General features: G+C 67.7%; 21 protein-coding genes. 11 read left to right on the top strand and 10 right to left on the bottom strand.

Features of this window, described 5'->3' with window-relative positions; all coding sequences use genetic code 11:
- Positions 1 to 7: 7 nt before the first annotated feature.
- The 4 genes from ABZS29_RS01890 to ABZS29_RS01875 are packed head-to-tail and all read right to left on the bottom strand — an operon-like array spanning position 8 to position 4,096.
- Positions 8 to 820 (bottom strand): carbohydrate ABC transporter permease, encoded by an 813-nt coding sequence (locus tag ABZS29_RS01890; protein ID WP_355457620.1) that lies wholly within the window; start codon positions 818 to 820, stop codon positions 8 to 10.
- Positions 820 to 1,755: a sugar ABC transporter permease gene (locus ABZS29_RS01885; protein ID WP_355457619.1), complete on the bottom strand. Its 936-nt coding sequence runs from the start codon at positions 1,753 to 1,755 to the stop codon at positions 820 to 822. Before ABZS29_RS01885 ends, ABZS29_RS01890 begins: the two co-directional genes overlap by 1 nt.
- Positions 1,755 to 3,044, bottom strand: a complete 1,290-nt coding sequence (locus ABZS29_RS01880; protein ID WP_355457617.1) for a sugar ABC transporter substrate-binding protein — start codon at positions 3,042 to 3,044, stop codon at positions 1,755 to 1,757. The genes ABZS29_RS01885 and ABZS29_RS01880 overlap by 1 nt, the downstream gene beginning before the upstream one ends.
- A 26-nt stretch (positions 3,045 to 3,070) precedes the next feature.
- Positions 3,071 to 4,096: a LacI family DNA-binding transcriptional regulator gene (locus ABZS29_RS01875; protein WP_355457615.1), complete on the bottom strand. Its 1,026-nt coding sequence runs from the start codon at positions 4,094 to 4,096 to the stop codon at positions 3,071 to 3,073.
- Between the two features lie 82 nt (positions 4,097 to 4,178).
- On the opposite strand from ABZS29_RS01875, the gene ABZS29_RS01870 reads away from it, so the two are divergent.
- Positions 4,179 to 4,754 (top strand): histidine phosphatase family protein, encoded by a 576-nt coding sequence (locus ABZS29_RS01870; protein WP_355457613.1) that lies wholly within the window; start codon positions 4,179 to 4,181, stop codon positions 4,752 to 4,754.
- Here the strand turns inward: ABZS29_RS01870 and ABZS29_RS01865 are convergent.
- Positions 4,751 to 5,305, bottom strand: coding sequence for a TetR/AcrR family transcriptional regulator (locus ABZS29_RS01865; RefSeq protein WP_355457611.1), 555 nt, complete (start codon positions 5,303 to 5,305; stop codon positions 4,751 to 4,753). The two genes, ABZS29_RS01870 and ABZS29_RS01865, sit on opposite strands and share 4 nt — an antisense overlap.
- A gap of 88 nt (positions 5,306 to 5,393) precedes the next feature.
- Between ABZS29_RS01865 and ABZS29_RS01860 the strand changes: the two genes are divergently transcribed.
- Together ABZS29_RS01860 and ABZS29_RS01855 are read left to right on the top strand one after the other, a co-directional pair.
- Complete coding sequence (locus ABZS29_RS01860) at positions 5,394 to 5,804, top strand: DUF4267 domain-containing protein (RefSeq protein ID WP_355457610.1); 411 nt, start codon at positions 5,394 to 5,396, stop codon at positions 5,802 to 5,804.
- A 57-nt stretch (positions 5,805 to 5,861) separates the two neighbouring features.
- On the top strand, positions 5,862 to 6,614 hold the full coding sequence (locus ABZS29_RS01855; protein WP_355457608.1) for a hypothetical protein: 753 nt from the start codon (positions 5,862 to 5,864) through the stop codon (positions 6,612 to 6,614).
- Here the strand turns inward: ABZS29_RS01855 and ABZS29_RS01850 are convergent.
- Together ABZS29_RS01850 and ABZS29_RS01845 are read right to left on the bottom strand one after the other, a co-directional pair.
- The gene (locus ABZS29_RS01850) at positions 6,576 to 7,337 is read right to left on the bottom strand and encodes a GNAT family N-acetyltransferase (RefSeq protein WP_355457606.1); all 762 of its coding nucleotides are present in this window, start codon (positions 7,335 to 7,337) and stop codon (positions 6,576 to 6,578) included. The genes ABZS29_RS01855 and ABZS29_RS01850 overlap by 39 nt on opposite strands.
- A complete protein-coding gene (locus ABZS29_RS01845) occupies positions 7,316 to 7,720 on the bottom strand; it encodes an NUDIX domain-containing protein (protein WP_355457604.1) in 405 nt (134 codons plus the stop codon). Before ABZS29_RS01845 ends, ABZS29_RS01850 begins: the two co-directional genes overlap by 22 nt.
- A gap of 102 nt (positions 7,721 to 7,822) precedes the next feature.
- Between ABZS29_RS01845 and ABZS29_RS01840 the strand changes: the two genes are divergently transcribed.
- The 6 genes from ABZS29_RS01840 to ABZS29_RS01815 all read left to right on the top strand — a co-directional run bounded on the left by ABZS29_RS01840 (position 7,823) and on the right by ABZS29_RS01815 (position 13,081).
- The gene (locus ABZS29_RS01840) at positions 7,823 to 8,707 is read left to right on the top strand and encodes a PHP domain-containing protein (protein WP_355457602.1); all 885 of its coding nucleotides are present in this window, start codon (positions 7,823 to 7,825) and stop codon (positions 8,705 to 8,707) included.
- Complete coding sequence (locus tag ABZS29_RS01835; RefSeq protein WP_355457600.1) at positions 8,704 to 9,321, top strand: MarC family protein; 618 nt, start codon at positions 8,704 to 8,706, stop codon at positions 9,319 to 9,321. Before ABZS29_RS01840 ends, ABZS29_RS01835 begins: the two co-directional genes overlap by 4 nt.
- An 84-nt stretch (positions 9,322 to 9,405) precedes the next feature.
- Positions 9,406 to 10,239 (top strand): alpha/beta hydrolase, encoded by an 834-nt coding sequence (locus ABZS29_RS01830; protein WP_355457598.1) that lies wholly within the window; start codon positions 9,406 to 9,408, stop codon positions 10,237 to 10,239.
- Positions 10,240 to 10,473: 234 nt separating this feature from the next.
- A complete protein-coding gene (locus tag ABZS29_RS01825) occupies positions 10,474 to 11,271 on the top strand; it encodes an ABC-2 family transporter protein (RefSeq protein ID WP_355457596.1) in 798 nt (265 codons plus the stop codon).
- Positions 11,264 to 12,079, top strand: coding sequence for an ABC-2 family transporter protein (locus ABZS29_RS01820; RefSeq protein WP_355457594.1), 816 nt, complete (start codon positions 11,264 to 11,266; stop codon positions 12,077 to 12,079). Before ABZS29_RS01825 ends, ABZS29_RS01820 begins: the two co-directional genes overlap by 8 nt.
- 3 nt (positions 12,080 to 12,082) lie before the next feature.
- Positions 12,083 to 13,081, top strand: a complete 999-nt coding sequence (locus tag ABZS29_RS01815) for an ATP-binding cassette domain-containing protein (RefSeq protein WP_355457592.1) — start codon at positions 12,083 to 12,085, stop codon at positions 13,079 to 13,081.
- Here the strand turns inward: ABZS29_RS01815 and ABZS29_RS01810 are convergent.
- The 3 genes from ABZS29_RS01810 to ABZS29_RS01800 all read right to left on the bottom strand — a co-directional run bounded on the left by ABZS29_RS01810 (position 13,031) and on the right by ABZS29_RS01800 (position 14,452).
- Complete coding sequence (locus ABZS29_RS01810; protein WP_355457590.1) at positions 13,031 to 13,243, bottom strand: hypothetical protein; 213 nt, start codon at positions 13,241 to 13,243, stop codon at positions 13,031 to 13,033. The genes ABZS29_RS01815 and ABZS29_RS01810 overlap by 51 nt on opposite strands.
- Positions 13,244 to 13,316: 73 nt before the next feature.
- Positions 13,317 to 13,631: a hypothetical protein gene (locus ABZS29_RS01805; protein WP_355457588.1), complete on the bottom strand. Its 315-nt coding sequence runs from the start codon at positions 13,629 to 13,631 to the stop codon at positions 13,317 to 13,319.
- Complete coding sequence (locus ABZS29_RS01800; protein WP_355457586.1) at positions 13,628 to 14,452, bottom strand: hypothetical protein; 825 nt, start codon at positions 14,450 to 14,452, stop codon at positions 13,628 to 13,630. The genes ABZS29_RS01805 and ABZS29_RS01800 overlap by 4 nt, the downstream gene beginning before the upstream one ends.
- 186 nt (positions 14,453 to 14,638) lie before the next feature.
- Here ABZS29_RS01800 and ABZS29_RS01795 point away from each other — a divergent pair, with 186 nt between their 5' ends.
- Together ABZS29_RS01795 and ABZS29_RS01790 are read left to right on the top strand one after the other, a co-directional pair.
- The gene (locus ABZS29_RS01795) at positions 14,639 to 15,154 is read left to right on the top strand and encodes an RNA polymerase sigma factor (RefSeq protein ID WP_355457584.1); all 516 of its coding nucleotides are present in this window, start codon (positions 14,639 to 14,641) and stop codon (positions 15,152 to 15,154) included.
- A complete protein-coding gene (locus ABZS29_RS01790) occupies positions 15,151 to 16,215 on the top strand; it encodes a hypothetical protein (protein WP_355457582.1) in 1,065 nt (354 codons plus the stop codon). Before ABZS29_RS01795 ends, ABZS29_RS01790 begins: the two co-directional genes overlap by 4 nt.
- The last annotated feature ends 78 nt before the right edge of the window (positions 16,216 to 16,293 follow it).

Genomic DNA, 16,293 nt, shown 5'->3' with positions numbered 1-16,293 from the left:
GTGCTCCTTACTTCAAACCTGTGATGGCGATGCCCTTGGTGACATGGCGCTGGAAGGCCAGGAAGATCACCAGCACCGGGACGACGACAACCACCGCGCCGGCCATCAGCAGGCCGAAGTTCTGCGCGTTCTGGCCGGTCGAGTACAGCGCCAGGGCGACGGGAAGGGTGTACTTGTCCTCGGTCTGGGCGATCACCAGCGGCCAGAGGAAGTTGTTCCAGGAGCCGAGGAAGGTGAGGATGCCGAGCGTGGCCAGGGCGGGCCTGGTCAGCGGCAGCATGATCCGGGCGAAGATGCCGAGCTCACCGGCGCCGTCCACCCGGCCGGCGTCCATCAGGTCGTCCGGCAGGCCGAGGAAGAACTGCCGCATCAGGAACACGCCGAACGGCGAGACCAGGAACGGCAGGATCAGGCCGGGGTAGCTGTTGGCCAGCCCGGCGTTGGTGACGAGCACGAACAGCGGGACGAACGTGACCATCCCGGGGACCATCAGCGTCGCCATCACCAGCACGAACAACGCGTTGCGGCCGCGGAAGTGCAGCTTGGCCAGCGCATAGCCGATCATCGAACAGAAGATCAGATTGCCCGCGGTCACGACCAGCGCGACGATCCCGGAGTTCAGGAAGTAGCGCGGGAAATGCGCCTTGCTGAACAGTGCTTCGTAGTTCTCGTTCGTCGCGTCCTCGGGCAGCCAGGTTGGCGGCACCCGCAGCAGTTCGCCCTGGGTCTTGAAGCTGCCGAGCACCATCCACACGAACGGCGCCGCGACCGCGACCAGCCCGAGCACTCCGATCAGATAGATCCACCAGGTACGGCGCATCACTTCTCCCTCAGCAGCCGGAACTGGATGAACGTGATCACCGCGATGACCACGAACAGCAGGTACGCCATCGATGTCGCGAGACCGTAGTTGCCGAAGCCGAACTGCTGGTACGTGTACATCGACACCGAGACCGTGCTGTTCAGCGGGCCGCCCTGGGTCATTACGAACGGCTCCTCGAAGAACTGCAGGTAGCCGATCCCGGTGGTCACGCTGGTGAACAGGATCGTTGGCCTGAGCAACGGCAGGATCAGGTATCGGAATCGTTGCCACGAGCCCGCACCGTCGAGCTGCCCAGCCTCCTCGACCGACTGCGGAATGCCTTGCAGTCCGGCCAGGAAGATGATCATCGCCGAGCCGAAGTTGCGCCAGACCGCCATCGCGATCAGCGACGGCATCGCCCAGGTCTTCGACGCCAGCCAGTTCGGTCCGTCGATGCCTAACCAGCCGAGCACCGTGTTCAGCAGCCCCGCGTCGGGTGCCAGCACGAACCGCCAGATCACCGCGATCGCCACGATCGACGTGACCACCGGCAGGTAGTAGCCGACCTTGAACAACGCCTGGAATCGCTTCACGCCACGATCCAGCAGGACTGCGGCACCCAGCGCGACCACCAAGGTCAACGGCACCCCGATCACCACGAAGTACGCCGTGTTGAACGCCGCCTTGCGGAACGTTTCGTCCTGCAAGGCCTTCACATAGTTGCCGAACCCGACACCCTCCACCGCGAACGGCGTCCGCAGATCACGCTGCTTGATGTCGGTGAAGCTCATCCCCAACGACCCGAGCACCGGTCCCGCGGTGAACGCGAGGAACAGCACCGCGAACGGCAACACGAGCACCCAGGCGGCGAGCGTCTCCCGGCTCGGTCCGCGGCGACCGCTCGCGGGTGGCGGCGTCCGCCGTACCGTCTGAGGCTCCGCGATCGTTGCCATCAGCTACCGCCGGTGCCGATCTGGGACGCCTTGGTCTGGATCGCCTTCGCCGTGTCGGCGGGGGACTGGCCGGCCTTGACCATCTTCTCGATCTCGGTGTCGAACGCGGCCGCGACCTGCTCCCAGTTCACGATCGAGGGCGGCGCCTTGGCGTCCTCCAGTTGCTTGCCGAACACCGGCAGCAGCGGGTCGTTCGCGATACTCGGGTCCTGCCACGCGCTCTTCACGGCCGGCAGGTCGGTGGAGAGCTTGTACCAGGCGGCCTGCGTCTTCTCCTCCGAGAGCCACTTGACCAGCTTCCAGGCGCTGTCCTTGTTCTTCGAGTTCTTGAAGACGACGAAGTTCGAGCCGCCGACGAACGAGGTCGCGGTCTTGTTCTTCGGCAGCTGGAAGACGCCGATGTTCGGCTTCATCGCCGCACCGCCGGCCTTCGCCACCGAGCCCGCCATCCACGGTCCGGAGATGAACATCGGCGCCGTACCGTTGACGAACTGCGCCTCGGTCTGGTTCGGCGGCAGGTCGGTGCCGGCGATGTTGTCGGTGAAGAAGCTCTGGAAGTACTGCAGCCCTTCCTGCATTGCCGGGGTGTCCAGCGTGAACTCCTTCTGGTCGTCCCCGGTGATCTCGGCGCCGGCCGACCACGCGAACGGCATCACCGTCTGCCAGGACCCGGTCCCGCCCGGCTGCAGGTTGATCCCGTACTTCGATCCGGCCTTCTCCTGCATGGCCTTCGCCATCGCCTTCAGCCCGGCCCAGTCGGTCGGCGGCGTGGTGATTCCGGCCTTCTTCGCCAGGTCCTTGCGGTAGTACACGAGCCGCGTCTCGACGTACCAGGGAACGCCGTACTGGACGTCCTTGACCTTGGTCGTGTCGAGCGCGCCCTGGAAGAACTTGTCGTTGTCGAAGCCCTGCGGTACCGGATCGAGCGCGCCGAGGTCGGCGAACTCGCCCATCCAGGTGCTCCCGACCATCGCGGCGTCCGGCAGGCTCTGCGCGGTGATCGCGGTGGTGAACTTGTTGTGCGCGGCGTCCCAGGGGATCGGCGTCACGGTGACCTTCACACCCGGGTTCGCCTGCTGGAACTGCTCCATCAGTTTGGGCAGGTTCTCGCCCTCGGTGCCCATCGCCCAGACGGTCAGGTCTCCGGTGGCCGGGCCGTCGCTGACGGTCGTGGTCGCCTGACCGCCTGCCTCGGGAGTGTCGGTCGACCGTCCGCACGCGGCCAGCGTCAGTGCGGTGGCCACGGCGCAGCCGATCACCAGTCGGCGGCGAATGCTGTGGGTGAACATTGTTGTCTCCTCACTCGGTTACTGCGTCAGTGCATTGCCCCCGAGGTGCCACAGCTGTCCCGCAGGACCAGTTCAGTGGCCAGTACGTCGTTCCGTGCGCGGGTCCGCTCCCCGGTCACCCGCTCGTGCAACCGCTGCGCCGCCAACCGCCCCAACTCGGCCATCGGCTGCCGCACCGTGCTCAATCCCGGCGACACGTACCGAGCCGCCATCACGTCGTCCCATCCGGTCACCACAACGTCATCCGGTACGCCGACGTCCGCCGACCGCAGTGTGCTCATTGCGGCCAGCGCCAGCTCATCGTTCGCACACACCAGCCCGTCGACGCGCTCGAGCCCACCGCCTCGCTTCTGCGCGACCATCGTCGCGGCGACGCCCTGCCCCGCCTCTTCGGTCAGTTCGACCCGGATCGGCTCCGGCGCCACCTTCTTCCTCGACTCGTGTGCGTTTGCGAACCCGCGGTACCGCTCGGACACGTCGTACGAGCTGGCGGGATCACCGACGAACACGAGGTTCGAACGTCCGGCGTCCAGCAATCTCCCGGTGAGTTGCTCGGCACTCGACGCGCTCTCCGTGCGGACCGAATCGCAGCCCGTGACCGGTGGATGCGCGACCAGCACCAGTGGTACGCCGGCCTTGCGCAGCTCCTGGATCGTGGCCAGGTCGATGGCGTTGCCGTGGACAACGATTCCGTCGACCCGCCCGGCCAGGTCACGCACCGAGCGCCGCGGATCCGCGTTCCCGTGCGTCACCGTGAGGACGACGCTTTGGCCGTGCTCGCCGGCCCACCGCTCGTAGCCCATCAGCAGGTCGCCGTAGAACGGACCGCTGAGATCGGGCAGGACCAAGCCGTGCGCCTCGTGTCGCTGGACCGCGAGACTGCGCGCAGCCCGCAACGGCACGTAGTTGAGCTCCGCCGCGGCCTGCCCGACGCGAGCCCGTGCCTTCTCCGAAACCGGTCCAGTCCCTTGCAGGACACGCGAAACCGTCGCGATCGACAGCTTCGCGCGAGCTGCGACGTCATAGATCGTCGCGGGCTTGCCGGTCGCCATCGAACCTCCAGTGGAAGCGCTTACAGTTTCGATACCCTGCCGTGGATCGTTCAAACGGTCAAGGGTCTGACACGATGGAAGCGTGACCACTACGGAACGCAAAGACCGGCTCTTCCTCGTTCGGCACGGTGAGACCGAGTGGAGCAAGAACGGTCGGCACACCTCTGTCACCGACCTGCCGCTGACCCCGGAGGGTGAGCAGATCGCCTCGTCGCTGAAGTCCCGGCTGGCCGCTGAATCGTTCGACCTGGTCCTCACTTCGCCGCGGCAGCGCGCCCGTCGTACGGCGGAGCTCGCGGGCTTCCCCGACGCCGAGGTGGACGAGGACCTCGCGGAGTGGAACTACGGCGACTACGAAGGCATCACCACCGCCGAGATCCGCAAAACCGTGCCTGGCTGGACGGTCTGGGCCGACCCGGTCCCGAACGGCGAAACCGCGGCGGAGGTCTCAATCCGCCTCGACCGGGTGGTGGCCCGGATCGCCGCCACCGACGGCGACACGCTCGTCTTCGGTCACTCGCACGCGCTCCGCGCCCTGACCGCCCGCTGGCTCGAGCTCGACGTCACCGAGGGTCGCCACTTCGTCCTCGACACCGCCACGGTCTCCACTCTCGGCTGGGACCGCGGTTCCCCCGCGATCCTGCACTGGAACAGCTAACCGGTGACGAGCCGGACCAGCCGCTCGATGCGCTCGGTGCGCTGGGCCGGCCGCAGCCGCGACTCCTGGTTGAGCGTCGCCTGGCCATGGAGAGCGCTCCAGAACACCTCGGTCAGCGTCTCGGCGTCATCGGTCGCATGGGGCTCAACTCCCGCGAGTAGTTCACCGAAGGTGAGCTTCAGGACCTCCGGACTCTCGGCAGACCCGAACACCAGATCCGTCCGGCGCGTGAAGATCGCCGCATAGACGGCCGGGTGCGCCTCGGCGTACCCGAGATAAGCCTCCGCGAGGCCCATCAGCCCGCTGGCTTCACGCCCTTCGCGCAGTACGACGGCCAGCTCGGCCATCCCGTCGAGCGCTACCGCCGTGACGATCGCCTGCATGTTCTTGAAGTGGCTGTAGAGCACGGGCTGGCTGTACTCGACCGCGTCGGCCAGCCGACGCGTGGTGACCGCGTCCCACCCGTCGGCCTCGGCCAGTTCACGCGCCGTACGGACAATCAGCGCCCCTCGCTCCAGGCGGGCACGTTCACGGCGGTTCAGGCTCTCCATGCGTCGATCCTAGCACTGCTAGACAATCTAGCGAGAGCAGTGTTAGCGTTGCTATGAAAGTTAGCAACGCTAGAAAATGGAGACTCTGATGCGCCGCTTCACCTCGATCCTGACCGTCCTGATCGGCATCTTCCCGCTCACCTTCGGTGTCCGGTTCCTGCTCGACGGCGACGGCGCCGCCACCGGGTACGGCGTCACCGCCGCCGCCGGCGCCTACTTCGCCATCAAAGGCATCCGCGACATCGCCCTCGGCCTCAACGTCCTGACCCTGTTCGCCCTCGGCCACCGCCGAGCCACCGGCATCGTCCTCGCCGTCACCTCGATCGTCCCCTTCGTCGACGCCGCCATCGTCCTCACCCACGGCGGCTCCCTCCTCACCGCCCTCTTCGTCCACGTCCTCACCGCCCTAGTCCTCGTCTTCGACGCCGTACTCCTCCTCCGCGAGCGCCGCGCCACCGCCGAAATCCCCACCGCACAGCCAGCCACCGCCAGCCACTGAACCGCGTTATCCACAGGCCATCCGGCACAGCGCCAGGAAATCGGTCACGCTGGGTGAATGGAGTGGTGGTGGCAGCGGCAGCTTGCTGACGAAGGGCTGGAGGTCGTGATCCACCAGCAGGAACTGGCCGTGTCGCGGGCTCAGCTGTTCGCGGCGGGCTGGTCCGAGTCGCGGATCCGCCGACCGTTGCGAGCGCGGCGCTGGCGGGTACTGCATCCGGGCGTCTACGCGACCCACACCGGACCGATCGGGTACGACGGTCGCCTACTGGCCGCCCTCTTGTACGCAGGCCCCGAAGCTGCGTGGAGCCATGACACCGCAGCCGAGCAACTGGGGCTCATCAAGCCGGACGCCAATCGGCCGGTCTACGTGACAATCCCGGAGCGACGCCGGATCGCACCCCGGCCGCAGCTCGTCATCTACCGCGACAGCCGGTGGGCCGATCGGCTCGCCGCAGTCGTCCCACCCCGTCGTACGGCGCCGCATGCCGTGCTTGACGTGGTTGCCGGTTCGCGGACGCTGGACGACGCGGCTGCGATCGTCGCCGAGGCGTGTCAGAGCGCGCGACCCTGCGGGCCGAGGCGACGCTGCGCTACGGCTGGTTCGACATCACGACTCGGCCGTGCGCAGTCGCCGTACAGGTTCTGCAGGCCCTCCGCCACCGCCGGCCGGCTCTTATCGCCCGCCCCTGCGGACCGTCGTGTCCCGTCCGATGAGGTTGACGGAGTCCTACTGCCGCTCCGTGGCAGTAATCCTCCGTGGATCGAGCGCCTACAGGTCGATGGTGCAGTGTTGGTGGAAGCCAAGTGAGCTGTAGACGGATTGGCCGGCGGACGAGGATGTGAGGACGGCGTACTCGGTGTCGGCCTGGGTGAGGGCGGTGTGGGTGAGGGCGGCGCCGATGCCGCGGCGGCGGGCTTCGGGGACGGTCATGACGAAGTAGACGCCGGTGACGGACGCGGCGCGGTAGGTGGTGATGGTGCCGACGGGGGTGCCGTTGAGGGTGGCGAGGTAGTGGCGCCACGGGTCGGCGTAGCCGAGGGCGCGGTAGACGGAGGCAACCCACGTGGCTTCCTTCACGCCTTCGCCGAAGCCTTGGCCGAGGGTCTGGGCCCAGATCGCCAGACCGGCGTCGTCGGTGATGCGCTCGAGTGCCAAGCCCGGTACGGCGGTTGGCGCGCGAAGCTCGTCGAGGCGGACCGCCATTCCGGGTTCGCTGCCGTCGTAGGCGAAACCGGCCGTGGTGAGGCTCTCGATGAGTTCGGGCGAACGGAGCGACGGACCGACGTGCCAGGTGCCGGGTACGCCGTACCTGCGGAGTTCGGCGGCCGAATCGGCGACCACCTGCCCGAGATCACCGGCGGCCGCGACGACCGCGTTGTGATAGTCGAGCGGTGAACCCCCGATGGTCCAGCGGGCCGACCCGTCGTCGCGCTGGGAACCACCGCCCGCCGTGCCCATCGCCATCAGCAGTTCGGCCGTGTTGTCTTCAATGGCTTGTATTGGATCCATCAGCTGGGCAGGGCGTTCCACTGGTCCAGCGTGGAAATCAGCAGCGTGGTCGTGGGAAGGGCGAGCAGCTCGGGGCGGGTGACGAAGCGAGCGTCGCTGGCGTCGTCGCCGGGAGTGAGGGTGCCGGAGAGCGGCGTCGCCTCGTAGTCGCGGATGACGTAGAGACGGCCTTGCGGGGCTTCGCGTTCGACTTCGCCGACCAGACCGCCGACCTCGACTGTGAGACCGGTCTCCTCGACGACCTCACGCGCCACCGCGGTGGCATCGTCCTCACCCGGCTCGACCCGGCCGCCGGGCGGGGCCCACAGGCCGCGCCCCGGCTCGTTGGCCCGCTGGACGACGAGCAGCCGGTGTTGCTCGTCGTACACGAGTGCTCCCACACAGTCGATCCGGCGCGATTCCATGGCACAGGGTAGGACAACCGGGCAGGTTCCGGGAGCGATCGCGGATAGCATCTGCACTGACAGATGTCCATCTCAGGCTCGGCGAAGGGATCCCAACCGCTCGTGCGTATCGATCTGCACACCCATTCGAACCGCTCGGACGGCACCGACCCGGTGGACGACCTGATCACCCATGCCCAGCAGGCCGGGCTCGACGTGATCGCGCTCACCGACCACGACACCGCCGACGGCTGGGTGGAGGGACGGCAGGCGGCGGAGCGCCTCGGAATCGGGTTCGTGCCGGGGATCGAGATCTCCTGCAAGCTCAACGGGATCAGCGTGCACCTGCTCGGGTACCTGCTCGATCCGTCGTCCGAGCAGTTGGCCGCCGAGCTTCGCACGGTCCGCGAGGGCCGCACGGACCGGATCCCGACGATCGTTGCCCGGCTCAACAGCATCGGCATCCCGCTGACCGTCGACGAGGTGCTCGCCCAAGCCACCGGTACGCCGTCGGTCGGGCGGCCGCACGTCGCCGACGCACTGGTTGCCAACGGCACCGTCGCGAACCGGACCGAGGCCTTCGATCGGTTCCTGGCCGACGGCCGGGCCGGCCACGTCTCGCACTACGCGATCGAGCCCGGGCACGCGATCGACCTCGTTCGCGCGGCCGGCGGCGTACCGGTGATCGCGCATCCGTGGGGCCGGTCGAGTCACAAGGTGATGACCGAGGACATGATCGCGCGGCTGGTCAGTGAGCACGGGCTGGCCGGGATCGAGGTCGAGCACCAGGACCACTCACCGCAGTCGCGCGCCGCGCTGACCCGGATCGCCGACGACCTCGGCATCATCCGGACGGGTTCGAGCGACCACCACGGCGCGGGCAAGATCGACCACGATCTCGGCGTGAACACGACCGATCCCGAGCAGTTCGAGCGGTTGCTCGAGGTCGCGAAGGCGAACGCGGCCGCCGCCCCCGGGGTCCAGCCGCCCGAGGCGTGGCTGCCGTGAACAGCATCATCAACGTCGGTCTCCTCAGCGAGGTCGTCGTCACGCTCTTCGTGATCATGGACCCGCCGGGCACCGTGCCGGTCTTCATCTCGCTGACCGCCGGGCAATCGCGGGCAGTCCGCAAGCGGGCGGCCTGGCAGGCGGTGCTCGTCGCGTTCGGCGTGATCGTCGTCTTCGCGGCCTTCGGCCAGCAGATCCTGCATCACCTCGGCATCACGCTTCCCGCGCTGCAGTGCGCCGGCGGTCTGCTGCTCCTGCTGATCGCCCTGCAGTTGCTGACCGACACCGCCGAGGACCCGGTCCAGACGAAGAACGTCAACATCGCCTTCGTTCCCCTGGGTACGCCGCTGCTCGCCGGCCCGGGCGCGATCGTCGCCACGATGGTGTTCGTGCAGCGCGCCAACGGTTCGCTGCCGGACGTGGTCGCGATCTCCGTCGGCATCATCCTGATCCACCTGATCATGTGGCTGACCCTGCGCTTCTCCGGCGTGATCATGCGCATCCTCGGCGAGAACGGCGTACTGCTGGTCACCCGCATCGCCGGTCTCCTGCTGAGCGCGATCGCCGTCCAGCTCGTCGCCGACGCGGTCAGCGACTTCATCAAGGCCGGCTAAACCGCGGCCGTGCCAGTGCGGTGTGCGTGGGGTGCCAGCGCGGCGGGGGAGGGTGGGGCCACGGATTGAGAGGGGTGGCCTGGGATGGGTACCAAGACGGTGAACAAGCTGGCTGTGCCGGGAGCGACGCTGCACTACGAGGTCACGGGCACGGGGCCGATGCTGCTGCTGATCGCCGGCGGTGGGACGGACGGCGCGATCTTCGACGGGATCGTCGGGCGGCTGGCCGCGGACTACACGGTGGTGGCGTACGACCCGCGCGGCAACTCGCGCAGCCCGTACGACGGCGCTCCGGCGGACGAGCGGGTCGACCAGTCGGCCGAGGATGCGCTGGCGTTGATCGACGCGGTCGGTGGCGGCGAACCGGCGTACGTGTTCGGTAGTAGTTCGGGCGCGATCAGCGGGCTGGAGCTGATCACGCGGTACCCCGAGCGGGTGCGGCTGCTGGTCGCCCACGAGCCGCCGTGTGTCGAAGTACTGCCGGATGCGGCCGACCACCGGGCGTTCTTCGAGCAGGTCTACGACACGTACCGCACGGACGGAGAGGCGGCGGCCGACGTGCTGTTCAGCCGGGGGATCGGTCTGGACGAGGACGATGCGCCCGCGCCGGAGGACCTGCTGCCCGAGATCGTGGAGATGTTCATCCGCTTCCAGGGCAATGCGGCGAACTTCTACGAGCACAAGCTGCTGCCGTTCACGCGCTACCAGCCTGACCTGGATGCGCTGAAGGCAGTCGCCGCGCAGATCGTCCCGGCCGCGGGTGCGGAGTCGATGGAGTTCCTCCCGGCGCGCCCGATCCAGCAGTTGGCGGACGACCTCGGCTGGCCGACGGTGAAGTTCCCTGGCAACCACGCCGGCTACCTCAGCCACCCCGAAGCCTTCGCCACGCTGCTCGCCCGGGTCCTCGAGTCCGACTGATCCCCGCGTCGGCCGGAGTCTGGGGGTCTCCGGCCGACCCGGTCGTTATCTCGGTTGACGGCTCCGGGCAGAGCGTCGTACGGTCGGCACCTTTCCTTGACAAAACGGCGTGGGATCACCCATGCCTGCCACAGTGGTGTCCGAACCCCCCGGGTCCTGATGGATCCGGGGTAGTTCTGCGTGCTGCTGTGGGGCTTCGGACGCCGCTCTCGAGATTGTGGAGAGGAGGTTGCTGTGGGCGTCTATTGGGCGATCGCCGTGCGGTCGTTCCGGCGCTTTGCGACGTACCGGATCGCGACTGTCTCCGGTGCGTTCACGAACTCGGTGTTCGGGTTCATCCTGTGCGGCGTCTACCTGACGTTGTGGCACGAGCGGCCGGGGCTCGGCGGGTACGACGTCGCCGACGCGCTGACGTTCGTGTGGCTGCAGCAGGGGTTGCTGCTGCCGATCGGGCTCTTCGGTGCCAGTACGACGATCGAGCTCGGCGAGCGGGTGCGCAGCGGCGAGATCGCGGTCGATCTGTACCGGCCGACGCACCTGTTGCTGTGGTGGTTGTCGATGGACCTCGGCCGGGCGATGTTCCAGCTGATCGTGCGCGGCGGAATCCCGTTGCTGGTCGGGGCGCTCGTCTTCGACCTGCGGTTCCCGTCCCGGCCGCTGGTCTTGTTGGCCGTGGCCGTCGGGCTGCTGTTCGCGATCCTGGTCAGCTTCGGCATCCGGTACCTGGTCGCGCTGTCAGGTTTCTGGATCATCGACTCTCGCGGAACCGAGGCCGCCGCGATGCTGGTGTCGCTGTTCTTCTCCGGCGCGGTGCTGCCGCTGGTCGTGTTCCCGGGTTGGTTCGGCGAGGCGGTCCGGGCGACGCCGTGGGCGGCGACGCTGCAGGTGCCGATCGACATCTGGCTCGGCCGGAACCCGAGTGGTGTCGGCGGTGCGCTCCTCTTCCAGATCGGCTGGATCCTGGTCCTGCTGCTGATCGGGCAACTGGTGACCCAGCTGGCGATGCGCAAGGTGGTGATCCAAGGTGGTTGAGCGAATCCTGCAGGGTCCGGGCCAATACTGGATGCTCGCCGGGATGTGGATCCGGTCCACGCTGGCCTATCCGGCGTCGTTCGCGCTGCTGATGGTGACCGGGATCCTGATCACGATCACCGACTTCATCGCCGTACTGCTGATGTTCAGCCATATCAACGCGTTCGGCGGATTCTCGCTGGCGGAGATGGCGTTGCTGTACGCAACGTCCTCGCTGACGATGGGGATCGCCGATCTGGTCACCGGGTCGATCGAGCGGGTCGGACGGCGGATCCGGAGTGGTTCGCTGGACGCCTACCTGGTGCGGCCGGTGCCGGCGATCATCCAGACGGCCGCGGACGAGTTCCGGCTCGATCGGGTGGGGCGCGTGCTGCAGGCGATGACGGTGCTGGTGATCGCGCTGACCCAGCTCGACGTCCACTGGTCCGTTGCCAAGGGCATCATGTTGGTTGTCGGAACCGTCTCCGGTGCGCTGATCTTCGGTTCGTTCTTCGTCCTCGGTGCGGCGTTCCAGTTCGTCGCGATCGACTCCGCCGAACTGTCCAACTCCTTCACGTACGGCGGCCGCACGCTGACGCAGTACCCGTTGACCGCCTTCGGCACGGAGGTCGTCCGGGCGGTCACGTTCGTCGTACCGCTGGCTTTCGTGAACTTCTATCCGGTCCTGTTCGTGCTGGACAAAGAGGCTCCGCTGGGGCTGCCGTCCTGGATCGGTCTGCTGTCTCCGGTCGCCGCCGCTGTGATGGTCGCGCTCGCGGCCCTCGGCTGGCGCGGCGGTCTTCGTCGCTATCGCAGTACAGGGAGCTGAACCATGCCAGTCATCGAACTGTCCGACGTGTCCCGCGCGTTCACGGTGACGTCGCGGACCGGACTCCGCCGTACCAAACGAGAGGTGCGCGCTGTCGACGGCCTGTCGTTCACCGTCGAGCCGGGCGAGGTCGTCGGCTACATCGGCCCGAACGGCGCCGGCAAGTCGACCACCATCAAGATGCTCACCGGCATCCTCGTCCCCAGCGGCGGCACCATCCGCGTCGCCGGCGTCGACCCCTCCCGGCACCGCCTCAAGCTCGCCAAGCGGATCGGCGTCGTCTTCGGCCAACGCACCACCCTGTGGTGGGACCTCCCGCTGAAGGACTCCTTCGCCGTCCTGCAGAAGATGTACGGCGTCCCGATCGCGCGCCACCGCGAGAACCTGGCGACGTTCGTGGAACTGCTCGACCTCGGCGACCTGCTCGACGTACCGGTGCGCCAGCTCTCACTCGGTCAGCGGATGCGCGGCGATATCGCCGCCGCCCTCCTGCACGACCCCGAGATCGTCTACCTCGACGAGCCCACCATCGGCCTCGACGTGATCAGCAAGGCGCGCTTGCGCGAGTTCCTCGCCCAGGTCAACGCCGAACGCCGTACCACCGTCATCCTCACCACCCACGACCTCGACGACATCGAAGCCCTCTGCACCAGAGTCATGGTCATCGACCACGGCCGCCAGATCTTCGACGGCACCCTCCCCACCCTCCGAGCCAGCCAGTCCGCCCCCAGAACCCTGGTAGTGGACCTGGCCACCTCTCTCCCACCCATCACCGTCCCCGGCGCCACCGTCACCAAGGTCGACGGCCCCCGCCAGCACCTCACCTTCCCCCCAACCACCAGCGCCGCCCCACTAGTAGCCCACCTGGCCGCCACCTACCCCCTGGCCGACCTGACCATCGCCGAACCCACCATCGAATCCATCATCACCCAGCTCTACACCCCCCGGCTGCTAGACCGAGAAGAGCGTGCGACTCCCGTCGGACGCGGCGCGGTCGGCTGATTCCTCGCACCCGCTGGATCGCAAGGCGACATTGGTGATCTCAAGGCCGGGAAAGCGCCGGCGCATCGCCGCCTCATAGCGCTCGGCGTGCGCAGGCGCACCGATGTAGTCGCTGATCTGGTACTGCCCGAACCACACCCGGACACGGCGCCGTGATTTCACACCGCGACGCTACAAACCCCAATGGTCGAAAGTGTTACCTCCAGTTACAAACTGAAGTCACCGCAACGTGGTGTCAGGCGAGGTCGGCGATCATCGAGGCGAAGACGACCTCGGGGTCCATGGCCTCTTGGTCGTCCAGCCAGCCTTGGACAACGTCAGGCTTCTTGTCCGCATCGACCTGGCCGACGCCGGCGGCGATCAGTCGCTTCGCCTCGGTGACGCCGATTTCGGCGTACTGGGCGGTCGAGTGCATGAAGTAGTCCTCACGGATTCCTTCGTTGAGGTGGAACTTGCCCGTGTTGCCGACATACGTCCACATGTCCTCGTCGACGAGGGCGGCGACCCAGACCTTGCGATCCCCCTGAGTGACCAGAAACAGCCGTGTCATCGCGACAATCCGTCCTTTCGCTGCGATTCGGTCGACAACTTCGGGGTCGCGGACTCCGCCTGCGGTGCCGAAGTCGGCTCATGACGTTTGATGGGCCGAGTGTTCTGCTTACCGTAAACTCTGACCTCCACCGGTACGCCGCCGAGTGTCTTCAAGTCGTCGATACCGGCCGGCTGGCTCATCTGAGCGGACAGTGCGGTTGCGGCCCGACGAGCCGCGGATCGCTTGTCCTTCGGCTGCGCGCGGTCGCGTTCGACGTTGTACAGCGGCGTCGTCCGGTGTTTGACGTCGATCGATTCACGAGAGTGGATCTGTACTTCGATGCGCTGCCCGTGCCGCTGAAGAAACAGGTGCAGGCCCTTGTACCGGCTGCCATCCGCGTAGGAATGGATTGCGCCGCTCAGCGCCCAGCCTTGGCGCATCAGTTCCTCGCACGCGTACTTCGCGGCAGGAACGAGGTCGTCGGGGGCAGGCGTGACGAGCGTGTATCGCAGGGCGTCTTCGAGTGGCACTTGGGCGAGATCAGTGCCCGAGCGATTCCGCAGCTTGCGGGCCAGTGAGTGTGGAGATTTCACGCGGCTCTCCACCTGATGCGCCATCACCGCGGAGCCGCCGGCGCTCAGCAACTCGTAGGTGATCGAAGGCTCCACGGCGGCCGCCTGCGCCAGGAGAGTGAGGCTCTCACGCGTCCGGGCGACGCCGTACTGAGCGGCGATCTCCTGCTTGGTCGGGATCGGGTCGCCCCAGTCGAGTGGTCGTCGGGCACTGAGCCGAGCGTGCAGCTCGGCCGGCTCGGGTAGGTCCTCCAGACCTGTTCGCATTGGTCCCCCTGCATCTCGGCGTCCTTCGACCGTAGGGAGTTTTGGGCTTGCTGTGGGGTGGGTTCTGGGATCTGTGGATAACTCGGGGTGGTTACGAAGCGTGGGCGGGGGTGACTTAGGAGTAACGGGGTCGTTGAAATGTGGGTTGGGACCCAACCGGAGTGGGATTCGAGGGGTAGAACAGGTATGCCGACGTTGACGGGTGAGGCCGTGGTGGTGGTGGGGCCGCCGGGGGATGGGCCTGGCTTTGTCGAGTGGGTGCGGCCGCATGTGGGGGCGATGGCTCGGTTGGCGGGGCGGTTGGGGGTGGGGGCGGACCGGGACGACATCGTGCAGGAGGCGTTGGCGCGGGCGTGGGTCAAGCGCTCCCAGTACGACGGGAGCCGGGGGACGGCGGCGGCGTGGTTGCTGGCGATCACGGCGGACCAGGCGCGGAAGGCGGCGCGGCGGATCAGGCCGGCCGGGGCGCTGGAGGAGTACGACGGGCCGGGGGTGCGGCCTGATCTGGAGGGGCGGATCGATGTCGGGCAGGCGCTGGGGGAGTTGCCGGCGCGGCAGCGGCTGGCGGTCGACTGTTTCTACTTCGCGGATCTGTCGGTGGCCGACACGGCCGCGGTGATGGGGTGTTCCGAGGGCACCGTGAAGTCCACGTTGTCCGATGCGCGGGCTCGCTTGCGCACTTTGCTGGAGGTCAGCGAATGAATCCGACCGACGAGATCGACGAGCTGCTGACGCGGGCCGGAGCGCAGTGGCGTGCCGGGCAGCCGTCGGCGCCGGAGCCTGACCTGGACCGGATCACCGGGGCGGGGCGGCGGCCGCGGCGGTGGGTGCCGGCGCTGGCCGCGGCCAGTGTCGTTGCGGTCGCCGCGGCGACGCTGACGCTGCTTCCGAACAACGAGCCGGTGGTCGCTCCAGCGATCAGCAGCGCCGGCACCCCCGAGGTGGTGCAGTCTGTTGTCCCAGGCAACAAAAAGGCACCGGCGAACGACGACCTTCTGGTGCGCAACGGCGCCAAGGTCCGCGTCAGCGGCGAGATCATCGCCGCGCGGAACGTGGCGCCGGTGTTCTGTCCGTCCCGACCGATGCCCACGATCGGTTTCGCGCCAGGCAACGAACCGGCACCGACCTGCCCGGCAAGCCTCAAGGTGACGCTGACAGGTCTGGACCTCAGCCGCCTGACCGATCTCCTCACCATCCGCGGTGTCCGCACCGGCCGCGCGACCCTCACCGGCATCTGGACCGACCGCACCATCGCGGTTCAGGAGCAGAGTGCACCGACCCCGGAGCGCGACCCGGCGACTCCGCCGCTGCCGTGCCCGCCGCCTGCCGGTGGCTGGCAGGCGAAGCCAAGCAACGTGAACACGCCCGAGGTTGCGGAGTTCATCGACAAGCACCGCGATCAGGCGTTCGGCCCCGTCATCCACCACCCGTACGGCGAGGGCCGCACCAAGCCCGTGGTCGTCTTGGTGGGCGTGGCGCACGGCGATCGCGCCGCGTTCCGCAAGGCGTTCGAAGCGGTGTACGAGGGGAATCTCTGCGTGGCGCCGGTCCGGCTGAGCCAGGGCGACGCCGACCGGATCTCCGGCCAGGTGGCCGGCCTGATGAACCGTGACGAGCTCGGCATCACCACGTCGTCCACACAGATGGACGGCTCCAGCGAGAACGTCCGCCTCCTTGTCTACACGGACGCGGTGAAGGCGGCGCTGGCCCCGATCGGGCTCGACAACCTCCGGATCGAGCCGGCGGTGCAGCCCGTCTCGTAGAGCCGGCGGCACCGTTCGAGCAGGATCGAAACACCGGACGGACCTGTCCTCGCCGTGCCATCGTGTCCGCATCGACAC

The sequence above is a fragment of the Kribbella sp. NPDC005582 genome (assembly GCF_040605415.1).
Lineage (GTDB): Bacteria > Actinomycetota > Actinomycetes > Propionibacteriales > Kribbellaceae > Kribbella.
This window is presented reverse-complemented; position numbering and strand designations above follow the sequence as displayed.